At 67.2% G+C, this 21916-nt stretch carries 22 protein-coding genes, 1 tRNA gene and 1 pseudogene; 10 read left to right on the forward strand and 14 right to left on the reverse strand.

Translation table 11 applies throughout. The features are described from left to right. Positions 1-2: 2 nt before the first annotated feature. From ACT6UX_RS13845 to ACT6UX_RS13855, 3 genes are all read left to right on the forward strand, one after another. Positions 3-1526 carry an amidase gene (locus tag ACT6UX_RS13845; protein ID WP_444775740.1) on the forward strand — a complete coding sequence of 508 codons (1524 nt, stop codon included), beginning with the start codon at positions 3-5 and terminating at the stop codon, positions 1524-1526. 164 nt (positions 1527-1690) lie between these two features. Continuing rightward, positions 1691-2029, forward strand: a complete 339-nt coding sequence (locus ACT6UX_RS13850) for a hypothetical protein (RefSeq protein WP_444775741.1) — start codon at positions 1691-1693, stop codon at positions 2027-2029. Between the two features lie 186 nt (positions 2030-2215). Further along, positions 2216-2572: a thrombospondin type 3 repeat-containing protein gene (locus ACT6UX_RS13855; RefSeq protein ID WP_444775742.1), complete on the forward strand. Its 357-nt coding sequence runs from the start codon at positions 2216-2218 to the stop codon at positions 2570-2572. A gap of 27 nt (positions 2573-2599) precedes the next feature. Here the strand turns inward: ACT6UX_RS13855 and ACT6UX_RS13860 are convergent, their stop codons facing one another. Together ACT6UX_RS13860 and ACT6UX_RS13865 are read right to left on the reverse strand one after the other, a co-directional pair. Further along, on the reverse strand, positions 2600-3739 hold the full coding sequence (locus ACT6UX_RS13860) for a CaiB/BaiF CoA transferase family protein (RefSeq protein ID WP_444775743.1): 1140 nt from the start codon (positions 3737-3739) through the stop codon (positions 2600-2602). Between the two features lie 5 nt (positions 3740-3744). After that, complete coding sequence (locus tag ACT6UX_RS13865; protein WP_444775744.1) at positions 3745-4137, reverse strand: hypothetical protein; 393 nt, start codon at positions 4135-4137, stop codon at positions 3745-3747. A 20-nt stretch (positions 4138-4157) separates the two neighbouring features. On the opposite strand from ACT6UX_RS13865, the gene prmB reads away from it, so the two are divergent. Continuing rightward, positions 4158-5039 carry a 50S ribosomal protein L3 N(5)-glutamine methyltransferase gene (gene prmB, locus ACT6UX_RS13870; protein WP_444775745.1) on the forward strand — a complete coding sequence of 294 codons (882 nt, stop codon included), beginning with the start codon at positions 4158-4160 and terminating at the stop codon, positions 5037-5039. Positions 5040-5180: 141 nt separating this feature from the next. On the opposite strand, the gene ACT6UX_RS13875 is transcribed toward prmB, so the two are convergent. Then, positions 5181-6254, reverse strand: coding sequence for an ATP-dependent 6-phosphofructokinase (locus ACT6UX_RS13875; protein ID WP_444775746.1), 1074 nt, complete (start codon positions 6252-6254; stop codon positions 5181-5183). Positions 6255-6340: 86 nt separating this feature from the next. Between ACT6UX_RS13875 and ACT6UX_RS13880 the strand changes: the two genes are divergently transcribed. Next, positions 6341-6853, forward strand: a complete 513-nt coding sequence (locus tag ACT6UX_RS13880; RefSeq protein ID WP_444775747.1) for a DinB family protein — start codon at positions 6341-6343, stop codon at positions 6851-6853. 8 nt (positions 6854-6861) lie between these two features. Beyond that, positions 6862-7227 carry a hypothetical protein gene (locus ACT6UX_RS13885; protein ID WP_444775748.1) on the forward strand — a complete coding sequence of 122 codons (366 nt, stop codon included), beginning with the start codon at positions 6862-6864 and terminating at the stop codon, positions 7225-7227. Here ACT6UX_RS13885 and ACT6UX_RS13890 read toward each other — a convergent pair whose 3' ends face one another. Both ACT6UX_RS13890 and ACT6UX_RS13895 read right to left on the reverse strand, forming a co-directional pair. Beyond that, positions 7228-8802 carry a metallophosphoesterase gene (locus ACT6UX_RS13890; protein WP_444775749.1) on the reverse strand — a complete coding sequence of 525 codons (1575 nt, stop codon included), beginning with the start codon at positions 8800-8802 and terminating at the stop codon, positions 7228-7230. Between the two features lie 103 nt (positions 8803-8905). Continuing rightward, the gene (locus tag ACT6UX_RS13895) at positions 8906-10699 is read right to left on the reverse strand and encodes a sulfatase-like hydrolase/transferase (RefSeq protein ID WP_444775750.1); all 1794 of its coding nucleotides are present in this window, start codon (positions 10697-10699) and stop codon (positions 8906-8908) included. Between the two features lie 79 nt (positions 10700-10778). Here ACT6UX_RS13895 and ACT6UX_RS13900 point away from each other — a divergent pair, with 79 nt between their 5' ends. Then, the gene (locus ACT6UX_RS13900) at positions 10779-11426 is read left to right on the forward strand and encodes a TetR/AcrR family transcriptional regulator (RefSeq protein WP_444775751.1); all 648 of its coding nucleotides are present in this window, start codon (positions 10779-10781) and stop codon (positions 11424-11426) included. A gap of 45 nt (positions 11427-11471) precedes the next feature. Here ACT6UX_RS13900 and ACT6UX_RS13905 read toward each other — a convergent pair. The 9 genes from ACT6UX_RS13905 to ACT6UX_RS13945 all read right to left on the reverse strand — a co-directional run bounded on the left by ACT6UX_RS13905 (position 11472) and on the right by ACT6UX_RS13945 (position 20036). Next, positions 11472-11547 (reverse strand) — tRNA-Lys (locus ACT6UX_RS13905). A 97-nt stretch (positions 11548-11644) separates the two neighbouring features. After that, entirely contained in the window at positions 11645-12799 is a 1155-nt protein-coding gene (gene rodA / locus ACT6UX_RS13910) for a rod shape-determining protein RodA (protein ID WP_444775752.1), read from the reverse strand. Next, positions 12796-14691 carry a penicillin-binding protein 2 gene (gene mrdA / locus ACT6UX_RS13915; RefSeq protein ID WP_444775753.1) on the reverse strand — a complete coding sequence of 632 codons (1896 nt, stop codon included), beginning with the start codon at positions 14689-14691 and terminating at the stop codon, positions 12796-12798. The genes rodA and mrdA overlap by 4 nt, the downstream gene beginning before the upstream one ends. Continuing rightward, entirely contained in the window at positions 14688-15260 is a 573-nt protein-coding gene (locus ACT6UX_RS13920) for a hypothetical protein (protein WP_444775754.1), read from the reverse strand. The genes mrdA and ACT6UX_RS13920 overlap by 4 nt, the downstream gene beginning before the upstream one ends. Before the next feature lies 1 nt (position 15261). After that, positions 15262-16152, reverse strand: a complete 891-nt coding sequence (gene mreC / locus ACT6UX_RS13925) for a rod shape-determining protein MreC (RefSeq protein ID WP_444775755.1) — start codon at positions 16150-16152, stop codon at positions 15262-15264. Between the two features lie 41 nt (positions 16153-16193). After that, complete coding sequence (locus ACT6UX_RS13930; protein WP_068189726.1) at positions 16194-17234, reverse strand: rod shape-determining protein; 1041 nt, start codon at positions 17232-17234, stop codon at positions 16194-16196. A 192-nt stretch (positions 17235-17426) separates the two neighbouring features. After that, the gene (locus ACT6UX_RS13935; protein WP_444775756.1) at positions 17427-17765 is read right to left on the reverse strand and encodes a hypothetical protein; all 339 of its coding nucleotides are present in this window, start codon (positions 17763-17765) and stop codon (positions 17427-17429) included. A 1-nt stretch (position 17766) separates the two neighbouring features. Then, positions 17767-18918 (reverse strand): acyl-CoA dehydrogenase family protein, encoded by a 1152-nt coding sequence (locus ACT6UX_RS13940; protein ID WP_444775757.1) that lies wholly within the window; start codon positions 18916-18918, stop codon positions 17767-17769. A 17-nt stretch (positions 18919-18935) separates the two neighbouring features. Continuing rightward, a complete protein-coding gene (locus ACT6UX_RS13945; RefSeq protein WP_444775758.1) occupies positions 18936-20036 on the reverse strand; it encodes a Zn-dependent alcohol dehydrogenase in 1101 nt (366 codons plus the stop codon). 42 nt (positions 20037-20078) lie between these two features. Here ACT6UX_RS13945 and ACT6UX_RS13950 point away from each other — a divergent pair, with 42 nt between their 5' ends. The 3 genes and pseudogenes from ACT6UX_RS13950 to ACT6UX_RS13960 all read left to right on the forward strand — a co-directional run. Continuing rightward, positions 20079-20837: an SDR family oxidoreductase gene (locus ACT6UX_RS13950; RefSeq protein ID WP_444775759.1), complete on the forward strand. Its 759-nt coding sequence runs from the start codon at positions 20079-20081 to the stop codon at positions 20835-20837. Between the two features lie 38 nt (positions 20838-20875). Further along, complete coding sequence (locus tag ACT6UX_RS13955; protein WP_444775760.1) at positions 20876-21634, forward strand: SDR family oxidoreductase; 759 nt, start codon at positions 20876-20878, stop codon at positions 21632-21634. A gap of 73 nt (positions 21635-21707) precedes the next feature. Further along, positions 21708-21916 (forward strand): annotated as a pseudogene (locus ACT6UX_RS13960) (IS110 family transposase); the annotation flags it as partial.

Below are 21916 nucleotides of genomic sequence, written 5' to 3' on the forward strand. Positions count from 1 at the left end.
AAATGTCGAAAGAAGAACTCGTTACCCTGTCGTCGGTCGAATTGCGCCGTCGCATCGGCACCAAGGAAATCTCGCCGGTCGAATTGCTCGACGCCTGTCTCGAACGCATCGAGGAGGTGAACCCCGCCGTCAATGCCGTGACCGCGATGTGCGTCGACCGTGCCCGCAAGGAAGCAAAGGCCGCCGAGGCTGCCGTGCGCCGCGGCGAGGACCTGCCGCTCCTGCACGGCCTGCCGACCGGCATCAAGGATCTCGAGGAGACCAAGGACCTCCTCACCACTTACGGCTCGCCGCTCTACCGCGACTATGTGCCGGGCTATGACAACGTCATGGTCGGCCGCGTGCGTGCCGCGGGAGGCATCGTCGTCGGCAAGACCAACGTGCCGGAGTTCGGCGCGGGCTCGAACAGTCGCAACCCGGTGTGGGGCGCTACCGGCAATCCCTTCAATCCGATGCTGAACGCCGGCGGCTCTTCGGGCGGTTCGGCCGCCGCGCTCGCCACCGACATGCTGCCGGTCTGCACCGGCTCGGACACCGGCGGCAGCCTGCGCAACCCCGCGGCTTTCTGCGGCGTCGTGGGCTTCCGTCCGTCGCCGGGCATGGTCGCGGTCGAGCGGCGCGCCATGGGCTGGACGCCGATCTCGGTGCTGGGCCCGATGGGCCGCAGCGTCGCCGATGTCTGCCTGCTGTTCGCCACGCAGGTCGGCCAGCATGACAGCGATCCCCTGTCCTTCCCGCTAGAGCCGGAAGCCTATGCCGAACCGTGGCCGGTCGATCTTGGCAGCCTGCGGGTCGCCTACACCGAGGATTTCGGGGGCGCGCCGGTCGATAAATCGATCCGCCAGACCTTCCGCGAGAAGATCAAGGCGATGAAGCCGTTCTTCCGCAGCCTCGACAAGGTGGAGGTCGACTATGGCGACGCCGACCGCTGCTTCGACGTGATCCGCGCGGTGAGCTTCCTGTCACGATACCACGACTCCTACACCAACAATCGCGAGATGCTGGGGCCGAACATCATCGCCAACTACGAACTCGGCGCGAAGCTCAGCCTGGCCGACTTCGCCTGGGCGCATGGTGAGCAGACGCGGATCTTCCGGGCCTTCCAGCAGATCTACAAGGAGTACGACCTGGTCATCGGACCGACCGTCGGCTTCTCGCCCTTCCCGTGGAAGCAGCTCTACATCGAAGAGATGGACGGCAAGAAGCTCGGCACCTACTACCACTGGATGGCGACCAAGTACTTCGTCACGCTGACGTCGAACCCCGCCGTCTCGCTCCCCTGTGGCGTCGACGACAAGAAGATGCCGTTCGGCCTGCAGGTGGTCGGCCGCTTCCGCGGCGACGGCGAGGTGCTGGGCGCGGCCCACGCGATGGAGCAGGCGTTCAAGACCAACCCGTTGCTCGCCCGGCCGCTGCCCAACATCGCCAAGCTTCGCAAGCCGGTGCCGGCGCTGAAGTCGATCGTGACCCATCCGCCGAAGCTCAACGCCAAGGTGGCGCGCGGCCCGGCGCCGGGCGCGCTTTAAGCGAAAGAGAAGTCGCCAACGTCCGGCAGCCCTCAGCGGTTGCCGGGCGATCGTCTTTACAAAACTTCAACTTTTCGCCCGAGCGATGCCACTTCGGGCGCCATACCTCGTTCTAGAGGGATATCCCAGTCGCGAGACAGGGTTCGACCCCAACGGAGGTAGCGATGAACAAGCTCAAGTTCGTGATGGCGGCGGGCCTTGTGGCCGCGACGGCCGCCTGTACCCAGACCGGCTACGACAACTCGTATGCCTACAACAGCGGCTACAATACCCGGCCGGCTTACAACAATGGCTACAACAGCAACGGCTACTACGCCGCGCCGCGACCGGCCTACAGCAACAGCTACTACGCGCAGAACAACGGCTACTACAACAACAACGCCCGCTATGCGCGCGCCCCCAATCCGCGAGGCCCGAACGGCGACTATGATCGCGACGGCGTTCCCAACCGGCGCGACATCGACGCCAACGGCGATCACATCCCCGACGCCTTCCAGCGTTAACGTCCTGCGACCACCGTCAGCGGCTCCCGGAGAAATCCGGGAGCCGTTTCTGCGTCCGGTCACTACTCGATCACGGCTCGCCTTCAATAAAACGCCTTTGAGTCCCCACGCCGCCGCCGTCGCTCGCGAATCTCCGTGCATGGGAACGTCCCGTTCGACATTGGGTGTTCCTCTTGGAGGGAAAGAATGCGCTGCGTCAGTTGGCTCGCCGCCGCGAGCCTTGTGGTGGTGACGGCGGGGTGCGTTGAACAGTCGGGCTATCCGACGACTTATGGCTATAGCCCCGGCTACGGATCGAACTACGGCTATTCCAACAACTATGTCAGCCAGCCGAGCTACTACCGGCCGGCCCCGACCTACTACGCACCGCCGCCGCCCCGGCCGCCGCAGGTGATCACCCAGACGCGTTACGTGCCGGTGCCGGTTTCGCCGCCGCCCTATCGGCGCATGAGGGACAGCGACCGGGACGGCATCCCCGACCGCTACGACCGCGACCGCAACGGCGACGGCGTTCCCGACAAGTACCAGCGCTCACGCTGGTGATGATGGGCCGAGCAAAGCTCGGCAACCTCAACGGCGCTTGACCCCGCGGATTTCAGCATCGTGCTGGCCGAGCGTCGGCGCCGGACGGCGAACACCGCCCGGCGTCGCCGAAAGCTTGAGCGGCACGCCCAGCGTCTTCTGTGTGCCGGCCTTGGCGTGCTCGACTTCGGCAACCATGCCGCGCGCCAGGATCTGCGGGTCGGCGAAGACCTCGTCGTGATGCAGCACCGGCCCGGCCGGGATGCCTTCCTTCTCCAAGGTCGCCATCCAGTCGTCGGTCGTGCGCTTGGCGATCTCGCCCTGCAGGATGGCGACGATCGCCTCGTTGTTCTTCACCCGGTCGGCGTTGGCTTTGAAGCGCGGATCCTCGGGCAGTTCAGGCCTGCCGATCAGGGCGCAGAGCCTGCGGAAGAAGTTCTGCTGCGCCCCGCCGATGGTCAGCCAACCGTCGGCCGTCTGGAACACCTGGTAGGGCGAGGAGCCGCGATGGGCCTGGCCGAGTTTCTCCGGCCGCAGGCCGTTGGCGAAATAATTGGCCGCCTCATAGACGCCCAACGACACGGTGGCCTCGAGCAGCGAGGTCTCGACCCACTGGCCCTCGCCGGTCTTGTGCCGCGCCTGCAGGGCGCTCAGCACACCGATCGCGAGATAGAGGCCGGCGCCCACATCGGAGATGGCGAGCGGTATGCGATAGGGCGGGCCGTCCTTCGGGCCCGTCACCGACATCAGCCCCGACATCGCCTGGATCATGAGGTCGAAGCCGCCGCGTCCGGCATAGGGACCGGTCTGGCCGAACCCCGAGATCGAGCCCAGCACCAGCCGCTTGTTGCGCGCGTGCAGTGCGTCCCAGCCGAGACCCAGCCGCTTCATGACGCCGGGCCGGAAGTTCTCCAGCACCACGTCGGCGCCGTCGACCAGCTCCCAGAAGACCGCGAGGTCGTCCTCGTTCTTGAGGTCGAGCTTGAGGCCGCGCTTGTTCCTGTTCCACAACATGAAGGGCGCCGACTCGCCCTCGAGGAACGGCGGCGCGCCGCGCATCGAATCCCCCTGCGGGCTTTCGATCTTGATGACGTCGGCGCCCATGTCGGCGAGCTGCATGCCGCAGAAGGGACCGGAGAGATGGGTCGTGAGGTCGAGGACGACCAGACCGTCGAGCGCGCCTGCCATGTTTCCTACCCGAGAAGTTTGCGGAGATCGTCGAGCGTGCTGGCCCATTTACTGACGCCGAGATGGTTGGACACGATGCGGCCCGCCTGGATGACCAGGAAGCGCGGCGCACCGCTTTTTCGCGGGATCTGCGCCAGGATGGGCGCGAGGTCGCCCGGCCAATAGCGCTCCTGGTAGGCCTCGCGGAAACGCGCCGCCTCAACCTCCTCCCAGATGACCTGACGGAACTCGGGCGAGGCGATCCAGGCGGCACGATACTCGCGCTTCCAGCGCACGCAGGGCGGACAGTCCGGGCCGCCGATCAGGATCACCCTGATCTCGGCCGGGACCGCGCGTGCCGGAGCGCCGGCGGCCGCCGCGACAGCGAGTCCGGCGAAAAGAAGCGCACGGCGATTCATATCCGCTAATGTAGGCCCGCATGGCACGCGCGACCAAATCCTCTCTCGTCACCCTGGGTGATTTCTTCCATTTCGCCGTCGCGCGCTTCCGCGCCGCGCGGCTGGCCTATGGCCACGGCACGACCAATGCCGTCGACGAGGCCGCCTTCATGGTGCTCGAGGCGCTGCGCCTGCCGATCCATCGGATCGATCCATGGCTCGACCTCGTGCCGACGGCACCCGAGAAGGCGCGCCTCATGACCCTGATCGAGGCACGGATCGGGCTGCGCATGCCGGCGCCTTATCTCTTGGAAGCCGCCTACATGCACGGCGTGCGGTTCCACATCGACCGAAGGGCGCTGATCCCGCGCTCCTTCATCGGCGATCTTCTGGCGGGCGGTGCCCTGCCGACCGCCAAGCCGCGCCGCATCCTCGATCTCTGCTGCGGGTCGGGCTGTCTCGCCATCCTCGCGGCGCTCGCCTTTCCGCGCGCGAAGATCGATGCCGTCGACCTCTCCGCCGGCGCGCTGTCGCTGGCCCGGCGCAACGTGGCGACGCACCGTCTCGGCGATCGCATCACCCTGCATCGCGGCGATCTGTTCAAGCCGCTGCAGGGCCAGCGCTACGACCTGATCATCAGCAACCCGCCCTATGTCGATGCCGGCGGCATGGCGAAGCTGCCACCCGAATTCCGGCACGAGCCGCGCATGGCGCTGGCAGCGGGTGACGATGGGCTGGAGCTCCTCCATCGCATCCTGGCCGACGCGCCGAACCATCTGACGAAGAGCGGCGGCCTGGTGTGCGAGATCGGCCGCGGCCGCCCGCCGCTCGAAGCCGCCTATCCGCGGCTTCCTTTCATCTGGCTCGATACCGAGCTGAGCGAAGGCGAGGTCTTCTGGCTGTCGCGCAGCGATCTCGCTTAGCGGATTGTTTTAAAAGGCTTTTCCGAAATTATATGGCCGCCAAGTCCCCGGATCGGGGAGGGGTGCGACTCTCGCTTCGATTGTTTCGTTTATTTCGTTTGTTTCGTTTATTTGCCCGACTCCGACTAATTCCGCGGCCGGCTAGACGGCGTCGCCCAGGCAGATTCCCAGCGCGCGGGCGGTGCGGATGAGGGTGCCGTCGGCATCGACGGTACGTGACCGGCCGACCACCTGCGACAGCGGCACGTCGATCACCTGGCGGTTCCACCAGGCCACCATGTGGTCGCCCTTTCCTTCCGCCAGCAGGTCGATTGCCCGCACGCCCAGCGCCGAGGCCAGCAGCCGGTCCTCTGCCGTCGGCATGGCGCCGCGCTGCACGTGCCCCAGCACCGTCGCCCGCGCTTCCGCCCCCGTGGCCTTGGCCAGCCGCTTGGCCAGCCAGTCGCCGACGCCGTGATCGGGCGCATCTGTGGCAGGATCCACCGCCTCGTCCGACTGGCCGGCGGCCTCGGCCACGACGACCAGCGCCGAGGTGCGCCCGACCGCCCGCAGCCCGGCGATGTGCCGGACGACGTTCTCCAGTCGCCAGCGAACTTCGGGAATGAGAACGACGTCGGCGCCGCCCGCGATGGCCGCGGCGATTGCGATGTGGCCGGCATCGCGGCCCATCACTTCCAGCACCATCGTGCGCTCGTGGCTGGTGCCGGTGGGCTGCAGGCGGTCGAGCGCTTCGGTGGCGATGGCGACCGCCGTCGAATAGCCGATGGCGCGCTCGGTGCAGCCGACATCGTTGTCGATGGTCTTGGGGATGCCGACGAAGGGAATGCCCGACGGACCCAGCAGCTTGCGCAGGATGGCGAGGCTGCCGTCGCCGCCGACTCCGATCAGACCGTCGAGGCCTAGCTGCTTCAGCCCCTCGACCATTTCGCCGGAACGATCCTTGCGGCTGCCGTCGGGCATCGGAAAGGCGAAGGGATCGCCGCGATTGGTGCTGCCGAGGAACGTGCCGCCTTGGCGCGCCAGTGCGGCGCTCAACCGGTCGGGATCGAGGGTGACGGCCTCCACGGGGCGTTCGAGCAGACCCAGCGTGCCGTAGCGCAGCCCGATCGTCGTCCAGCCATGGCCATGATGCGCCCGCAGCGCCACCGCGCGGATCGTGGCGTTCAGGCCGGCACAATCGCCGCCGCTGGTGAGAATACCGATGCGTTTCGTCATCTGGAGACTCCTGGCTGCCGTGCGGACGACAGGTTGAAAGAACCGGTCAATCTTGAAGACCGACGCGACCGGTGCAGGATGCCGACATGAAGAAGCACTACCACACCTTCGCCAGCTACAACGCCTGGGCCAACCGCCGGCTCTACGACGCCGCGGCGGCCACCCTTCGCGACGCCGAGTATCGCGCCGATCGCGGCGCCTTCTTCAAGTCGATGCACGGCACGCTCAATCATCTGCTGGCGACCGATCGCATCTGGATGAAACGCTTCACCGGCGCAGGCGATGCGCCGGACCGGCTCGACGCGATCGTGCATGAAGGATTCACCGAATTGCGCACGGCGCGCGAAGCGGAAGACCGGCGCATCGTGGCCTGGATCGACAGTCTCGACGACGGCGGCCTCGCCGGCGTCATCCGCTACCGCCGCGTCTCGAGTCCCGATGAGTTCGTGCAGGAGCTGATGCCGGCGCTGGATCACTGGTTCAACCACCAGACCCATCATCGCGGTCACGCCCATATGATCCTGACCGGCCTCGGCAAGGTTGCGCCGGAACTGGATCTGCTTTTCTATCAACGGGAGGCCGCTGCCGGACACGCGTGAGGACTTGCATGATCTCCAGAGTCGCCGCCTTCGCCCTCTTCGTTGCGCTGGCCGCTTGCGCCGGCCCGTCCCGGACCAGCGACGACAGGCTGACTCCGCTGGTGGGCGGCGGCGAAGCCTCCCTCATCGCCGGCATGGGCCGGCCGCCGGATGCGGGCGAGCTGCGGACCGACGACGGCGCCCGCCTGCTTCGATGGCGCCGCGACATGAACTACGCCGTGCCGAATGCGCTATTGCCCTACCAGTACGCCGGCGGCACGACGCGGCCGATCGCCGACTCGCCGTTCGGAATCGTGGGAGGCTGCGTCGTTGAATGGACTGTCAGGGACGGCACAGCCACCGGCTACCGCTGGACGGGCTTCGACTGTCCCTGACTATCTGAGTTCACAGACCGAACGCCTGCGGCCGGGACCCGGCCACCGCGAATCGCAGATCGCCAGCGTCTCGCCTTCGGTGCCGTAGAGGACGCTGGTCCAGGTTCCGTCGTCGACGGGCCGCACGATCATCGCCGCGAAGTCGCGCAGGCCGACGACCCAGGCCGGGCTCCTGTCCAGTCCTTCGACGCGAATGGGGGCCTTGGGATCGTCCGGCGAAGGCGGCGGCTGCACGTGCGACAGCTCCATGCCGCCGGTACCGACGGCCAGATGAGGGGGCCGCGGTCCCTCGAAGCCGATGGCCTGGAAGCGATGCATGTGCCCCACGATGACGGAGGTGACGTGAGGCGGCAGGCCGCGGCCGAAAACGCGATCGATGGCCTCGCGCTGGGTCTCGTTGATGAAGCCGTAGGCGGTGAGCCCGATCGGGCCGCCCTTGTCGCGTTTCACCACCGCCCAGATCGGCCGGTGGGTCACCACCCAGGTTGGAGTCGAATCCTCGGCCAGCATCCTTGCCACTTCGCGATACTGCGAAATGTAGGTGTCGAGATTGAACAGCACGGCGTCCGCGGCGTTCGCCGAATCGACGGCGATGATGTTGAGGCGGCCCAGCTTCAGGCGAAACGGTGCCGACGTGTAGGTCGGGAAGGGCAAGCCGGCGAAGGGCTGTGCCGGCGGCTTGGGCCACGCGCCGGGGCGCCAGTCCGGCGGCAGCTGCGTCGGGCACTCCGTCTGCTTGTGGCCCGGCCCCAGCAGCGTCGAACCGGCATCGAGCAGGTAGAACCAGCCGGGACCGCCGCGGCTGCAGAGTTCGTGGTTGCCGCGGCTCATCAGCCAGGGCGCCGCAACCAGCAGCTTGGCTCCTGGCCTGAAGAAATCGTCGCGCCAGTTCGTCCATTTGTCCGGGTTCGGGCTGCCTTCGATGTTCTGGCTCCAATAGGCCGCACCGATCGGCAGGCTGGCGATGTCCTCGTCGTCGAGATCGCCGGTATCGTAGACGTTGACGCTGAGCGGGGCCGCATAGCCCGTGAGGCTGGGGGGCAGCACCAGGCCGCGCTCGGTGCCGCGATAATTGTAGTCGCCGACATGCACGATCAGGTCGGGACGCTTGTCTGCCTCCTCGTCCGACAACACCCCGAAGGGCCAGACCTTGGCGAAGCCGTCACCGTCGCACTCCTGCGGCTTGTCCTTGGCCGGTCCCCGACAGCCGCTGTCGCCGATCAGAACCACCCGGCGGGGCGTGCCGAGCGAGACCTTCGGCAAATCGATTCGACGATCGCCGAGCAGGACGCTTGCGGTCTGGCCCACCGGGTAAAGCGCCTCGCAGACCGTCACCTCGTCGAAATGACCGCCCGGTGGCCGTCGCCGCGGCATCATGGGGATCGTCGCGCCCGCCGCCGTGTGCAGCATTGGACAGGCAATCGCGCGTTCGGCGACGCTGCGCACCATCGGTAGGGGCTGGCCATCGCTTCCCTCGGCGAGCAGCACGAAAGCGAAAAAATCGGGCGCCGCAGTCTGTGCCTGGGCGCCGAAGCAGACGAACGTGAGGGCGAGGAGAAGCTGAACGATTCGCATACGGGCTCCGGAGACCCATTGTAGCAAGCCTACCGGGTGGATCGGCAGCAAGAAAAAGCCCCGCCTTCCCGAGCGGGGCCTTTCCCGTGTCGACCGTCGACCCCTAGAGATCGATCTTGTCGACTCCCCAGTCGATGCCCGCGATGTTGGGCAGCTCGCGGCCATCGTCCTTGCCGATCTCGAGCTTGATGACCGCCTCGAGCTTGCCGTTCATGGTCGCGAGCAGGTTCGCATTGGCCGTACGGGCGACCGCGAGATTGTTCATCTCGGCCGGATCGCTCGTCAGGTCGAACAGTTCGACGTCGTTCCACTTGAACAGCTCGTCCAGGGTCTTCGGACTATTGTGGTCGAGCGGCGAGAAGTAGCGCGTGAACCGGTAGCGGCCGTCGAAGGTGGACCGCACGTGACCGCGCTTGCGGAGGTCGGGCTTGAAGCCCTCGCGCTTGGCCTCTTCCTTCGGGTCCTTGCCCGCCATCACCGCCTTGGCCGCGAAGTCGAAGACGGCGGCATCGTTGCTGGCGAGGCCGCTGTAGGTGAACAGCGTCGCCGGCCGCACGGCATCCACGGCCTGGCTGCCGGGATTGGCGAGCGCGGCGGACAGGTCGCGGCCCGGCAGCTCCCGGCCGGCCAGTTCCCCCACCTGGCCTGGCTTGACCCCGGCCATCGACAGAAGCGTCGGCACGATGTCGATGTGGCTCGACAGCACCTGGCACGACTGGCCGCCCTTCACGTCGGGATGGACGATCTGAAACGGCAGGTGGTTGGTCTCGCGATAGGCAAACGGTCCCTTGCCGCGCAGCCCGTGTGCGCCGGCCATCTCGCCGTGGTCGGCGGTGAAGACGATGATGGTGGAATCGGCCAGGCCCAGCGCGTCGAGTTCGGCGAACAGCGCCGTCATCGACCGGTCCACGTTGCGGATGCAGTTGATGTAGTAGTCGTTGAACCGCTTCCAGCGCACGTCCTCGAGCGGGATATCGCCCAGGATGTAATCCCAGACGCGATCGAACTCGCGGTGCGCCGCCGGCCGTCCCGGCGCGTCGAACGGCTGGCGCAGGGTCGCGGGCACCGGCACGTCCCAGCTGTTCTTGTAGAGCGCATGCTCGGGCGCGCGGGCGGCATGCAGGCGCAGCTTGCCGCTGTCCTGCACGCTTTCGCCGGGCGCGTCGGTGTTGAAGTACATGACGTCGTGCGGATTGACGAAGCTCACCGTCATGCACCACGGCTTGCCCTGATCCGACAGCGGCCGGCCCGAGGTGCGCAGCCAGTTGATGGCGCTGCCGGCGGTGAGATGGTCGAAGCCGTAGCCGCCCAGCGTATGGCCGATCAGGTCGCCGGGCGAGAAGTTGTCGGCGAAGCCGTACTTTTCCATCTCCGCCGTCATGAACGAGCCGATCTCGCGCGTGTCGGTGGCCTTGCTGAGATGCCACTTACCCTTGTAGGCGGTGTAGTAGCCGGCCTTGCGCAGCATGTGCCCCAGGGTCGGATTCGAGAGCGGCAGATCCCGCATCCAGGGCACGTCGAGATTCTCGAACATGCCATTGTCCGGAGTCTGCAGCCCCGTCATCATCACCGAGCGCGACGACGTACACATCGTCGCCGGGCACTGGTGGTTCGTGAACGTGACTCCCTTGCTCTGGAGACGGTCATGCCCCGGCAGCGACAGGCCCTGAGGCCACTTGGCGTGATAGCGCTCCTGATCCGTGAAGACGAAGAGGATGTTGGGCCGGGTGCTCCGGCTGCCCGAGGCGGGAACGACGGCCGGCGCGGCCGGGTGTCCCTGCGCCCGTGCCACGCCCGCCAGGGCCGGGCCCAGGACAGAGGCCGCGGCGACGCCGGAGGCGGCGGCGAGGAAAGCCCGGCGGGCCGGATCCGGCTTGTGTTCCTTGTGAGATGTCATGGTTACGCCTGATACTGAAAGGAACTCCCCCGAAATTGTATGACCCATCCAAAATTTAACGACAAGTGACATTAATTCAATGAAGCTAGAGCCCCTCCCCGACCTCCTGCAGCCCGCGCCACCGGGAACGCGGCTTCCCAAGCGGGAGCGCACGCGCCGGCTGCTGATCGCTTCGGCGATCGGGGCGTTCTCGCTGCGCGGCGTAGCCGGCACCTCCCTGCCGGAGATCGCCGCGGCCGCCGGCGTGACCATCGGCACCGTGTACAATCATTTCCACAGCAAGGCCGACCTGGTGAGCGCGGTGGCCGTTGCGCTGGCAGAAACCATCCGCGCCCGCAGCGCGCCCGGCCGGGCCCAGCTCAAGACCGCCACGGAGCAGATGGCGGCAGGCTGCCGGCGCTATCTCGGGCTGGCCGAGACCACGCCGCGCTGGGCGCTGCTCATCCTCGACGTCGCCTCGATCGATCCCGGCTTTCGCAAAACGATCACGGGCTTCGTGGCGACGGAGTTGCGCAAGGGCCTGCGGTCAGGGGAATTCACCGTAGACGATGCGGCGGCAGCGCTCGACCTGGTGATCGGCGCCTGCATGGAGGGGATGCGCAACATTGCCCTCGGCACGGCCCGCAAGGGCCACGCGGCCCGGGTGACCGAGGTGATCCTGCGGGCCCTGGGCGTTCCCGCCGCAGAGGCGAGGGGCGCGGCCTCAGGCCCCCTGCCGCTCTTCTGAGGCGCGGAGCCGGCTGGGATCGCTGGTTTGGGAACTCACGGGCATTGGTGGGCGCACCAGGGCTCGAACCTGGGACAAGCTGATTAAGAGTCAGCTGCTCTACCAACTGAGCTATGCGCCCCCACTGCCTAGCAGGGTCATTGCCCGGAAGGCGGCGGCTATACCAAGGCTGTTCCGCCTTGTCGATAGCCTCGTTCGAGAGAATTTTTTCAGGCCGCCTAGCGGGTCCGGGGCAGTTGCGCATCGCGATAGACGTTGACCCCGATCAGCAGGCCGCATGCGAACATGACCGACACGAGTGCGGTGCCGCCGTTGCTGACCAGCGGCAGCGGCACGCCGACGACCGGCAGCATGCCCATCACCATGGCGGTGTTGATGAACATGTAGAAGAACAGCATCGCCGTGACGCCGAGCGCCAGCAGGCGACCGAAATGATGCTGGCTGCGCAGGGCGATGGAAAAGCCCCAGACAACGACCAGCGCAAACAGGCCGAGCAGCACGAGGGCGCCGGCCATGCCCCACTCCTCGACAAAGGTCGTGAAAATGAAGTCGGTCTGCTTCTCGGGCAGGAAGTTCAGGGACGACTGCGTCCCCTTCAGGAAGCCCTTGCCGAACATGCCGCCCGAGCCGATGGCGATCTTGGACTGGGTGATGTGATAACCGGCGCCCAGCGGATCGCGGTCGGGATCGAGGAAGGTCAGTACCCGCTTCTTCTGGTATTCATGCATCAACGACCAGGCGATCGGCAGGCAGGCCACGGCGCTGACGCCGGCCGCCAGGAACATCCAGATCCGCACGCCGGCCACGAACAGAAGGGCGGCGCCGCCCATCAGCACCATCATGGCTGTGCCGAGGTCGGGCTGGACCATGACGAGTCCGACGACGACCAGGATCATGGCGAGCGGCGGCAGCGTGTAGAGGAACTGCCCGGCCTGCTCGCGCCGCAGGCCGTGATAGTAGCGGGCGATCATCAGGATCACCGCGACCTTGGCGATCTCCGAGGGCTGGATCTGCAGCGGGCCGATGACCAGCCAGCGCTGGGCGCCCATGCCGATCTTGCCGATCACATCGACGGCCACCAACATCAGTACGGACACGATGTAGATCGGCCAGGCGAGCGTCAGCCAGACCTTTGGATGGACAAGCGCCACCACCAGCATGAGTGCCAGAGCCGACCCGTAGCGGACCGCGTGGCGCGCCGCCCACGGCTCGAAGCGACCGCCGGCCGCAGAATAGAGCGCCAGCACGCCGACGCCGGCAATCGCCGTCAGGACTAGCACCAGGCCCCAGTTTATGCGCCAGATCTTCTCGGCGAAGCCGATCGGTGCCGGCGCGTCGAGCGACGCCGGGCTACCCATCGAGGCGAGACTCATCGCGACGCCATCTTCTTGAAGCGGTCGGTGCGGCGCGACGGATCGCGCTTCATCGTCTCGATCAGGACGTCGCGGCCGATCGGACCCGCGGTGGCGCCGCCCGCTTGTCCGTGCTCGACGATCACCGCGCAGGCGTAGCGCGGATTGTCGACCGGCCCGTAGCAGACGAACAGCGCATGGTGGCGCAGGTGCCACGGCAGCGAGGCCTGGGTGATACCCATCTCGCGCTCGCGCTCGGTGATGCGCTTGACCTGAGCGGTGCCGGTCTTGCCGGCGAAGGTGAACTCCGGCTGCTTGGCCCGCAGGGCATTGGCCGTGCCATGGCCGGCGTTGACCACATCCGACATGCCCTGTCGGATCACCGCGAGATGCTGCGGGTTCAGGCGCAGGGACGGTGCGGTCGGCTTGGTGCGCGGTGCCGGTGGCGCCAGCTCCTCGCGTGACGTGGCCTTGGCCAGCAGCACGTTGGGCTGGACCTCGTAGCCGCCGTTGGCCAGACGCGCGGTCATGATGGCGAGCTGCAGCGGCGTTGCGGTCATGTAACCCTGGCCGATGCCGAGGTTGAAGGTGTCGCCGTGCTGCCAGGCCTTGCCGATCTTCTCCTGCTTCCAGGTGCGGGTCGGCTGGTTGGCGGCAGATTCGCCGGGCAAGCCGAGCTCGCTCACCTTGCCGAAGCCGAGCCGCTGGGCCATGTCGCTCACGCGATCGATGCCGGCCCGCCGCGCCGCCTCATAAAAGAAGCAGTCGCACGACATGGCAATCGCCTCGGAGACGTTGGTCGAGCCGTGGCCGCCCTTCAGCCAGCAATGGAACTTGATCTTGCCCAGCTCGAGGTAGCCGGGGCACGGCAACCGCGACCAGGGGTCGATCACCTTGGCCTCGAGCGCAGCCAGCGCTGTCACCATCTTATAGGTCGAGCCCGGCGGATAGACGCCGGCGATCGCCTTGTTGTGCAGCGGCCTTTGGGGATCGTCGAGCAGGTCGCGCCACTCCGCCTGCGTGATGCCGCGGGCGAAGGTCGAGGGATCGAAGCCGGGTGTCGAGACCATGGCGATCACATCGCCGGTGATGACATCGAGCACCACCACCGAGCCGCTCTGGTGCTCCTTCATCTTCTCGGCCGCGAAGCGCTGGATATCGAGATCGATCGTGAGCAGCGCGTTGGCGCCCGGCTGGCCCTCGGTACGGTCGAGCTCGCGCACGACGCGCCCCACGGCATTGACCTCGACCTGAACGGCGCCGGCCCGGCCGCGCAGCTCGTCTTCGAGCGAGCGCTCGACGCCCTTCTTGCCGAACCGCATGGTCGCGAGCTGCAGCACCGGATCGTCCCGGCCGGCGAGATCCTCGTCGGCGACTCGGCCGGTGTAACCCACGATGTGGCTCATCAACTCGCCCTCGGGATAGTCGCGCGACTGGCCGAGATCGATGAACACGCCGGGCAGGTCGGGGGCGTTGAATTCGAGCCGCGCCACCTCTTCCCAGCCGAGATTCTCGCGCACCACGACGGGCTGCGCATTGCGGTTGCGGCGCAGCTCGCGCAGCAGACGTGCTTTTTCGGCATCGCCCAGGATCAGGATCTGATCGAGCCGTTCGATCAGCACATCGACACCGCGGCCGCGCTCGGACGCCGCCATGACACGGAAGTTGTTGCGGTTGACCGCCAGCGGTACGCCGGCGCGATCGAAGATCAGTCCGCGCGACGGCGGCAGCAGGCGCATGCTGACGCGGTTCTCCTCGGCCATCGAGGAGAAGCGATCGGTCTCGACGACCTGGAGCTGGTAAAGGCGGCCGGCCAGCGCGGTCAGAAGGACGGCCTGCGCCCCGCCCAGCACGAGGGCGCGGCGGGTGAAGAGGCCGCTGCGCTCGCCGTCACCCTTGCGGAAATGCTTCATGTCGTGGTCTCGCCGGGCCGCGCCGAGCCGCGCGACAGTTCGGGCACGTTCAGCGGATCACGCGCGCGCACACGCGCGAGCAACGGGGCCAGCAGCGGGTAGATCACGATCACCACGATATACTGCAACATCGCGGGCACCGGATCGATGGGCGTCCATGTCCACAGGGTCGTGAAGGCCCAGACCAGCGCGACGTATCCCCAGCACAGGATGCAGAAGCCGATCCACTGGAACAGGAACGGAACGCCCACGAGATAGCGGCGATTGGAGATGACGGCGGCGCGGACCAGGATGAAGCCCAGCGCACTGATGCCGACGGGCGCGCCCGGGCCGCCCAGCAGCAGGTCGAGCAGGACGCCCATCACCAGCAGCAGCGGCCCCGGCAGCCGCTCGGGTGTCGCCAGGCTGAACTGGAACACGACCAGGATCGGCAGCAGCGGCAGCGTATCCGAAAGATAGGGCGCGCGCAGCGGGGCCAGGGTCAGAAGCACGAAGAACAGCAGGACCGTGCCCGGCAGGGCCGCGCGGCCCCAACGGTCGAGAATGGCGAGACTGCTGTCGGCGCGCATGTCAGCGGACCCGCACGCCGGCGGGCGGCGCTGCCGGCGCCGGGGCCCCGGTTCCGACCAGGCCGGTCACGCCGTAATCGACGACGCGGACGAATTCGAGCCGCGAGAAATCGGTGAAGGGCCGCACCCGCACGCTGCCTTCGCTGGTCTCGACGACCTCGCCCACAGGGATCCCGACCGGGAAACTGCCGCCATGCCCGGACGTGATGATGCGATCGCCGTTCTGAACGCCCGCGATGCTCTGCAGCAGGGTGAGGCGGAGCCGGGGCGAGTTGTCGCCCGCCAGGATGGCCCGCTCGCGGGTGCGCTCGACCAGCACCGGCAGGCGCGAATTGACGTCGGTCACGAACAGGACACGCGAGCTGTTCTCGCCGACCTCTGCGATGCGGCCGGCCAGCCCCTCGCCGGTGACCACGGCCTGGCCGGTCGCCACGCCGACCCGGCGGCCCACGTTCAGGAGCGCACCGCGCATGTAGGCGCTGACGCTATCGCCGACGAGGCGGGCCGTGATGAAGGAGGCCTCGGGCCCCTCGCGGAATTTGGCGAGGCTGCGCAGCCCCTCGTTCTCGTTCTCCAGGCGCCTGGCCGCGGTCTGCCAGGCGAGCAGGCGGGCATTCTCCTCGCGCAGTCGCGCATTCTCCTCGCGCAGCGAGGCAAACTCACGCAAATCGGCGATCGCCCGGTTGGCATAGGCGACGGGCCGGGCGATCGCCTCCAGCACCGGGCTCACCATGTCGAGCGCCAGGACACGGGCATGCTCGACGAGGACGGTGTCGGCCTTGCCGACCAGCATGACGCCGAAGGTTGCGATCACGAGCAAGCCGAGGGCGAAGCGCTGCACCACGGTGCGCACCTGGCTCGCGACTACCTCGAAGTCGTCCCGAATCGCCATGTCCTGCCCATTCTAACCCAAGAGGGCGGCGGCGCGGCCTGTTAGTACATCGACGAAAGGACGCCGCGCAGTCGTACGATGTTCTCGACAGCATGGCCCGTGCCAAGGGCGACGCAAAGCAGCGGGTCCTCGGCCACCGAGACCGGCAGACCGGTCGCCTGGCGCAGCACGGTGTCCATGTTCGCCAGCAGCGCACCGCCGCCGGTGAGCACGATACCCTTGTCGACGATGTCGGCCGCCAGTTCAGGTGCGGTGTTCTCCAGCGCGACCTTCACCGCCTCGACGATGGCGCTCACCGGTTCCTGCAGGCTCTCGGCGATCTGCCGCTCGGTGATGACCAGTTCCTTCGGGACGCCGTTCATCAGGTCGCGGCCCTTGATCTCCATCGTGCGGCCCTCGCCGTCGTCGGGCGGGCAGGCCGACGCGATGGTCTTCTTGATGCGCTCGGCCGAGCTTTCGCCGACCAGCAGGTTATGATTGCGGCGGATGTAGGCGATGATCGCCTCGTCCATCTTGTCGCCGCCGACGCGCACCGAGCGCGGATAGACGATGCCGCCCAGCGACAGCACGGCCACTTCGGTGGTGCCGCCGCCGATGTCGACGACCATCGAGCCAGTGGGCTCGGTCACCGGCAGGCCGGCACCGATCGCGGCGGCCATCGGCTCCTCGATCAGCCAGACCTTGCGGGCGCCGGCGCTCTCGGCCGATTCCTGGATGGCGCGGCGCTCGACGGCGGTGGAGCCGGAGGGCACGCAGACCACGATCTGCGGATGGGCGAAGCTGCGGCGATTGTGCACCTTCGAGATGAAGTGCTTGATCATCGCCTCGGCGACTTCGAAGTCGGCGATGACGCCATCGCGCAGCGGGCGGATCGCCTGGATGTTGCCCGGCGTGCGGCCCAGCATCATCTTGGCTTCCTCGCCGACGGCGAGGACCTGGCGCTTGCCGCTCTGCGTGGTGAGGGCCACGACCGACGGCTCGTTGAGAACGATGCCCCGACCCTTCACGTAGACCAGCGTGTTCGCCGTACCGAGGTCGATGCCCATGTCCGCCGAAAATAGCCCGATGACGCGCGACAGCATTGAGTTAAGTCTCTGTAATTACGGCGAAATCTTGAAATATTGGCGCCATTCCGAGGTCCGGCACCGAGGGTGCGACCGGGTTTAGACCGGCAGGGCAAGGCTCGCAAGGCGATTCAAACGGTCGCAGCGATGGTCACTGTTTGTGCTCGTCGGCGCTTCGTACCGACTGAAAAGTTGCGCGCAGCGGGCGCCTCAAGCGCCTTCCGGCCGGCGTTCCTGCCGCTCGAGCCAGGCCACCACGTCGGCGCGACGGCCGGTCTCGATATGCGCCCACTGATGCGACTTCAGTTCCTCGCCGCGGCCCGAGCGCCAGTATTCCTTCACCACGATCATGGTCCACGGTGCGACGCCGGTCTTGCGGCCCGTGGTGACCTCGACCGTAAAGCCGTGGCTGGCGCCGGCATATGAGTGCCGCTCGCGCTGCCAGTCGACCCCATCGACGCTCCAGGCGGTCCGCGGCACGCGCGTCGTGCCGGGCTCCAGCAGGCGATCGACGATGCGAAAGAACGACGCGTCGCCGATCTTGCGCACCTCAGAGGCCCATCATCTTGGCGATGGTGTTGCGCTGGATGTCGTTGGTGCCGCCGCCGATCGAACCTACGCGGACGTCGCGGAACAGGCGCTGGATATCGTGCGCCATCGTGTAGCCGGCGCCGCCCATGATCTCCATGGCGAGGTGGGCGCATTTGAACTCGCCGTCGGTGCCCTGGATCTTGGCGATCGCCGTTTCCTCGACCGGATCGAGGCCGGCATCGAGCATGTCCGCCAGCCGATAGGTCAGCGCCTGGGTCGTGCGCAGAAGGATGCGCATGTCGGCGAACTTGTGCTGGATCGCCTGGAATTTCGAGATCGGCTGGCCGAACTGGACGCGCTCCTGGGCGAAGCGCTTGGCGTACTCGATGGCGAAATGCATGTTGCCGCAGGCCTGCGCCGCGAGACAGAGCCGCTCGAGGTTCAGCCCCTTCATCAGACCAGACCAGCCGCGATTCTCCTCGCCGATCACATGGTCGGCCGGCACGAACACGCCGTCGAAGAAGATCTCGTTGGCATGCGTGGTGCGCCGTCCCAGGGTCGGCAGCGGCTTCATGGTGAGACCGGCCGCGCGCGCATCGACCCAGAAGAGCGTCACGCCCTTGTGCCGCGCCTCGCTGTCGGTCTTGGCCACCACCATCAGATAGTCGGCGACGTGAGCGGCGCTGATATAGAGCTTCTGGCCGGTGAGCCGGTAGCCGTTGCCGTCGCGCGCCGCGCGCGTCTTGATGCCCGAAGCGTCCGATCCGGTGTCGGGCTCGGACAGCGCGAAGGCCGACTTGAGCTTGCCGGCGCAGATCTCCGGCAGATAGCGCCGCCTGAGATGCTCGCCCGCCGTGAGTTGCAGATGCATGCCGCCATAGACGACGGTCGGCAGGTAGAGCGAGGAGGCGCCGCTGTAATGACGCGCCAGCGCCTCGACCAGAACCACGAGATCCTTGCGGCTGCCGCCCATGCCGCCATAGGCGGGATCGTAGGGCAGCGCCATGTAGCCGGCCTCGGCCAGTGCATCGAAGGCGGCGTGCGGAAACGCCGACTCCTCGTCGAGCCGCCGGATCTCCTCCGGCGGCAGGGCGCGGGCCAGCAACCCGGCGACGTTGCGCCGGATCAGGACCTGTTCGTCGGTCAGACCGAATTCGTCGAGGCTGCTCATGTCACTGCAGCCAGCGGCTAGTCGAACACCACGACGCCGCGTGCGACCTCGCCCGCCATCATGCGCTGGAAGCCCTCGTTGATCTCCTCGAGCCTGTAGGTGCGGCTGATCAGGCCGTCGATGTTCAGCCGCTTGTTCATGTAGTGGTCGACCAGCACCGGAAAATCGAGGTCGGGGCGCACCGAACCGTAGAAGGTGCCGCTGATCGTCTTCTCGGCGAACACCATCATCATCGGCGAATACTGCGCCTTGACCGTGGCCGCCGAGATTCCGACCGCCACGGCGTGGCCGCCCGGCGCCAGCGCGTCGAAGGCCAGCGCCTGCGTCCGATCGATCGACACCGCATCGAAGGAATAGTCGACACCCAGCCCGCCGGTGATCTCCTTCACCTTCTTGACCGGGTCGTTGTCGGTCGCGGTGTTGACGGTGTGGGTCGCGCCGAAGGTCTTCGCCATCTCGAGCTTGTTGTCGAGGATGTCGGCCGCGATGATCTTGCTCGCACCCGAGAGCATGGCGCCCTGCACCGCGTTGAGGCCGACGCCGCCGCAGCCGATCACCAGCACGGTCGAGCCGGCCTCGATCTTGGCATGACGCGTCACGGCGCCGACGCCGGTGGCCACGCAGCAACCGACCAGGGCCGCCTGCGGCCACGGCATGTCCTTGCGGATCGGGATCACCATCTCTTCCGGCACCACGACCTCTTCGGCGAAGGTGCCGATGCGGGCCATCTGGTTGATGCCCTCGCCCTTGTGTTTCAGCCGCAAGGTACCGTCATACTGCGAGCCCGGCGGCACCGCGGCGCGGCCGATGCACAGCACCGTTCGGCCCTGGGTGCAGTAGCGGCAGCGGCCGCAATGCGGGCGGAACGAAAAGATCACATGGTCGCCGGGCTTCACGGTGGTGACGCCCGGGCCGCATTCGAGAATCTCGCCCGCCGCCTCGTGGCCCGGCACGATCGGCATCGGCGACGGCCAGTCGCCGTTCATGACGTGCCAGTCGCTCTGGCAGACGCCCGCGGCCTTCATCTTGACGCGCACTTCCATCGCCTTGGGCGGGTCGAGTTCGCATTCGACGACCTGCAGCGGCTCGTTGGGCTTGAAGAGAACGGCGGCCTTCATAATTTTCCTCCCGAATTCCGGCCGGCACTATACCATCGGCCCATGAGCAAAACCCTCCTGATCACCGGTGGCGCCTCGGGCATCGGCGCCGAGACCGCCCGGCGCGCCGGCGCGCGCGGCTACCATGTCGCGATCAACTATCGCAGCCGTGACGCCCAGGCCAAGGCGGTGGTGGCCGACATCGAAGCCGCGGGCGGGCGGGCCATCGCCCTGCCCGGCGACATGGCGCAGGAGGCCGACATCGTCCGCCTGTTCGAAGAGGCCGAGCGCGCTCTCGGCCCCCTCACGCACCTGGTCAACAGCGCCGGAATCGACCCCAGCCGCGGCCGGATCGACGAGTACGAGCGCGAGGTGATCACCAATCTTTTCGCGGTGAACGTCATCGGGCTGATGCTGTGCTGCCGCGAGGCCACACGACGCATGTCGAGCCGGCATGGCGGCAAGGGCGGCGCCATCGTGAACGTCTCGTCGATGGCGGCGACCCTGGGCGGACGCCGCGGCGCGTCGGCCTATGCCGCCACCAAGGGCGCGGTCGATGCCTTCACCAAGGGCTTCGCGCGGGAAGTCGCCGCCGAAGGGATCCGGGTCAACGCGATCCGCCCCGGTCCGGTGATGACCGAGATGACGGAGGGGCGTCTCAGCGAGCCGGGCGTCCTCGCCGCCGTTGCCGCGTCGCTTCCGATCAAGCGCATCGGCGAGGCGCATGAAATTGCGGACGCGATCCTGTGGCTGCTGTCGGACGAGGCCTCGTTCATCACCGGCGCGATGCTCGATGCGTCAGGTGGGGGGTACATCATATAAGGCAGGCTTCAGGCCCCACGACACGATACCATCAGCCCATGAGCAAAACCCTCCTGATCACCGGCGGCGCCTCGGGCATCGGCGCCGAGACCGCCCGCCAGGCCGCGACGCGCGGCTACGCCATCGCCCTCAATTACCGGACCCGCGACACGCAGGCGAAGAAGGTCGTGGCCGACATCGAGGCCAAGGGCGGCAAGGCCATCGCCCTGCCCGGCGACATGTCGCGCGAGGCCGATATCGTGCGCCTGTTCGAGGAAACCGAGAAGGCGCTGGGACCGATCACCCATCTGGTGAACAGCGCCGGCACCAACGGCAGGCGCGGCCGGGTCGACGAGTACGCCGCCGAGGTGCTGGCCAACCTGTTCGCCACCAACGTCACCGGCCTGATGCTGTGCTGCCGCGAGGCGGCAAAGCGCATGTCGACCAAGCATGGCGGCAAGGGCGGTTCGATCGTCAACGTCTCGTCGATGGCGGCGACGCTCGGCGGCCGCCTGGGCTCCTCGGCCTATGCCGCCAGCAAGGGCGCCGTCGACGCCTTCACCAAGGGCTTTGCCCGCGAGGTCGCCGCCGAGGGCATCCGGGTGAACTCGCTGCGGCCGGGGATGGTGCTGACGGAGATGACCGAGGGACGACTGAAGGACCAGGCGTTCCGCGCCGGCATCGAAGCGTCCATTCCGATGCACCGTGTCGGCACCTCGGCCGAGATCGCCCAGGCGGTGCTGTGGCTGCTGTCGGACGAATCATCCTTCATCACCGGTGCGATGCTCGATGCGTCGGGCGGCGGGTATATGATCTAGAGTCTTTCCGCTTCAAGTTCACCCACACCCGAACCGCGAGCCCGCATGCGAGTCCAGGTTGTTGGGCGAACTGATGGCGCGCCGCCGTCAGCTCATCGAGATGATCGGGGCCGAGAGCAATCGCCGGCGCATGCTCACCGTGCGTCGCACCCTCAAGACCGTCGATCGCGTACTGGCGACCTTGAAGGCCCAGCTCGAACAGATCGACGACGACATCGATACCGCCGTCCGGGGAACTCCGGCCTGGCGCGAGGCTGAAGATCTTCTGATCAGCGTTCCCGG

This window comes from Reyranella sp., assembly GCF_052439685.1.
In the GTDB taxonomy this organism is placed as follows: domain Bacteria; phylum Pseudomonadota; class Alphaproteobacteria; order Reyranellales; family Reyranellaceae; genus Reyranella.

Bases quoted from the DNA above. Each gene is read 5' to 3' on its own strand.
- ACT6UX_RS13845 (WP_444775740.1), top strand. From the start codon at position 3: ATGTCGAAAGAAGAACTCGTTACCCTGTCGTCGGTCGAATTGCGCCGT.
- ACT6UX_RS13850 (WP_444775741.1), top strand. From the start codon at position 1,691: ATGAACAAGCTCAAGTTCGTGATGGCGGCGGGCCTTGTGGCCGCGACG.
- ACT6UX_RS13855 (WP_444775742.1), top strand. From the start codon at position 2,216: ATGCGCTGCGTCAGTTGGCTCGCCGCCGCGAGCCTTGTGGTGGTGACG.
- ACT6UX_RS13860 (WP_444775743.1), bottom strand. From the start codon at position 3,739: ATGGCAGGCGCGCTCGACGGTCTGGTCGTCCTCGACCTCACGACCCAT.
- ACT6UX_RS13865 (WP_444775744.1), bottom strand. From the start codon at position 4,137: ATGAATCGCCGTGCGCTTCTTTTCGCCGGACTCGCTGTCGCGGCGGCC.
- prmB (WP_444775745.1), top strand. From the start codon at position 4,158: ATGGCACGCGCGACCAAATCCTCTCTCGTCACCCTGGGTGATTTCTTC.
- ACT6UX_RS13875 (WP_444775746.1), bottom strand. From the start codon at position 6,254: ATGACGAAACGCATCGGTATTCTCACCAGCGGCGGCGATTGTGCCGGC.
- ACT6UX_RS13880 (WP_444775747.1), top strand. From the start codon at position 6,341: ATGAAGAAGCACTACCACACCTTCGCCAGCTACAACGCCTGGGCCAAC.
- ACT6UX_RS13885 (WP_444775748.1), top strand. From the start codon at position 6,862: ATGATCTCCAGAGTCGCCGCCTTCGCCCTCTTCGTTGCGCTGGCCGCT.
- ACT6UX_RS13890 (WP_444775749.1), bottom strand. From the start codon at position 8,802: ATGCGAATCGTTCAGCTTCTCCTCGCCCTCACGTTCGTCTGCTTCGGC.
- ACT6UX_RS13895 (WP_444775750.1), bottom strand. From the start codon at position 10,699: ATGACATCTCACAAGGAACACAAGCCGGATCCGGCCCGCCGGGCTTTC.
- ACT6UX_RS13900 (WP_444775751.1), top strand. From the start codon at position 10,779: ATGAAGCTAGAGCCCCTCCCCGACCTCCTGCAGCCCGCGCCACCGGGA.
- rodA (WP_444775752.1), bottom strand. From the start codon at position 12,799: ATGAGTCTCGCCTCGATGGGTAGCCCGGCGTCGCTCGACGCGCCGGCA.
- mrdA (WP_444775753.1), bottom strand. From the start codon at position 14,691: ATGAAGCATTTCCGCAAGGGTGACGGCGAGCGCAGCGGCCTCTTCACC.
- ACT6UX_RS13920 (WP_444775754.1), bottom strand. From the start codon at position 15,260: ATGCGCGCCGACAGCAGTCTCGCCATTCTCGACCGTTGGGGCCGCGCG.
- mreC (WP_444775755.1), bottom strand. From the start codon at position 16,152: ATGGCGATTCGGGACGACTTCGAGGTAGTCGCGAGCCAGGTGCGCACC.
- ACT6UX_RS13930 (WP_068189726.1), bottom strand. From the start codon at position 17,234: ATGCTGTCGCGCGTCATCGGGCTATTTTCGGCGGACATGGGCATCGAC.
- ACT6UX_RS13940 (WP_444775757.1), bottom strand. From the start codon at position 18,918: ATGAGCAGCCTCGACGAATTCGGTCTGACCGACGAACAGGTCCTGATC.
- ACT6UX_RS13945 (WP_444775758.1), bottom strand. From the start codon at position 20,036: ATGAAGGCCGCCGTTCTCTTCAAGCCCAACGAGCCGCTGCAGGTCGTC.
- ACT6UX_RS13950 (WP_444775759.1), top strand. From the start codon at position 20,079: ATGAGCAAAACCCTCCTGATCACCGGTGGCGCCTCGGGCATCGGCGCC.
- ACT6UX_RS13955 (WP_444775760.1), top strand. From the start codon at position 20,876: ATGAGCAAAACCCTCCTGATCACCGGCGGCGCCTCGGGCATCGGCGCC.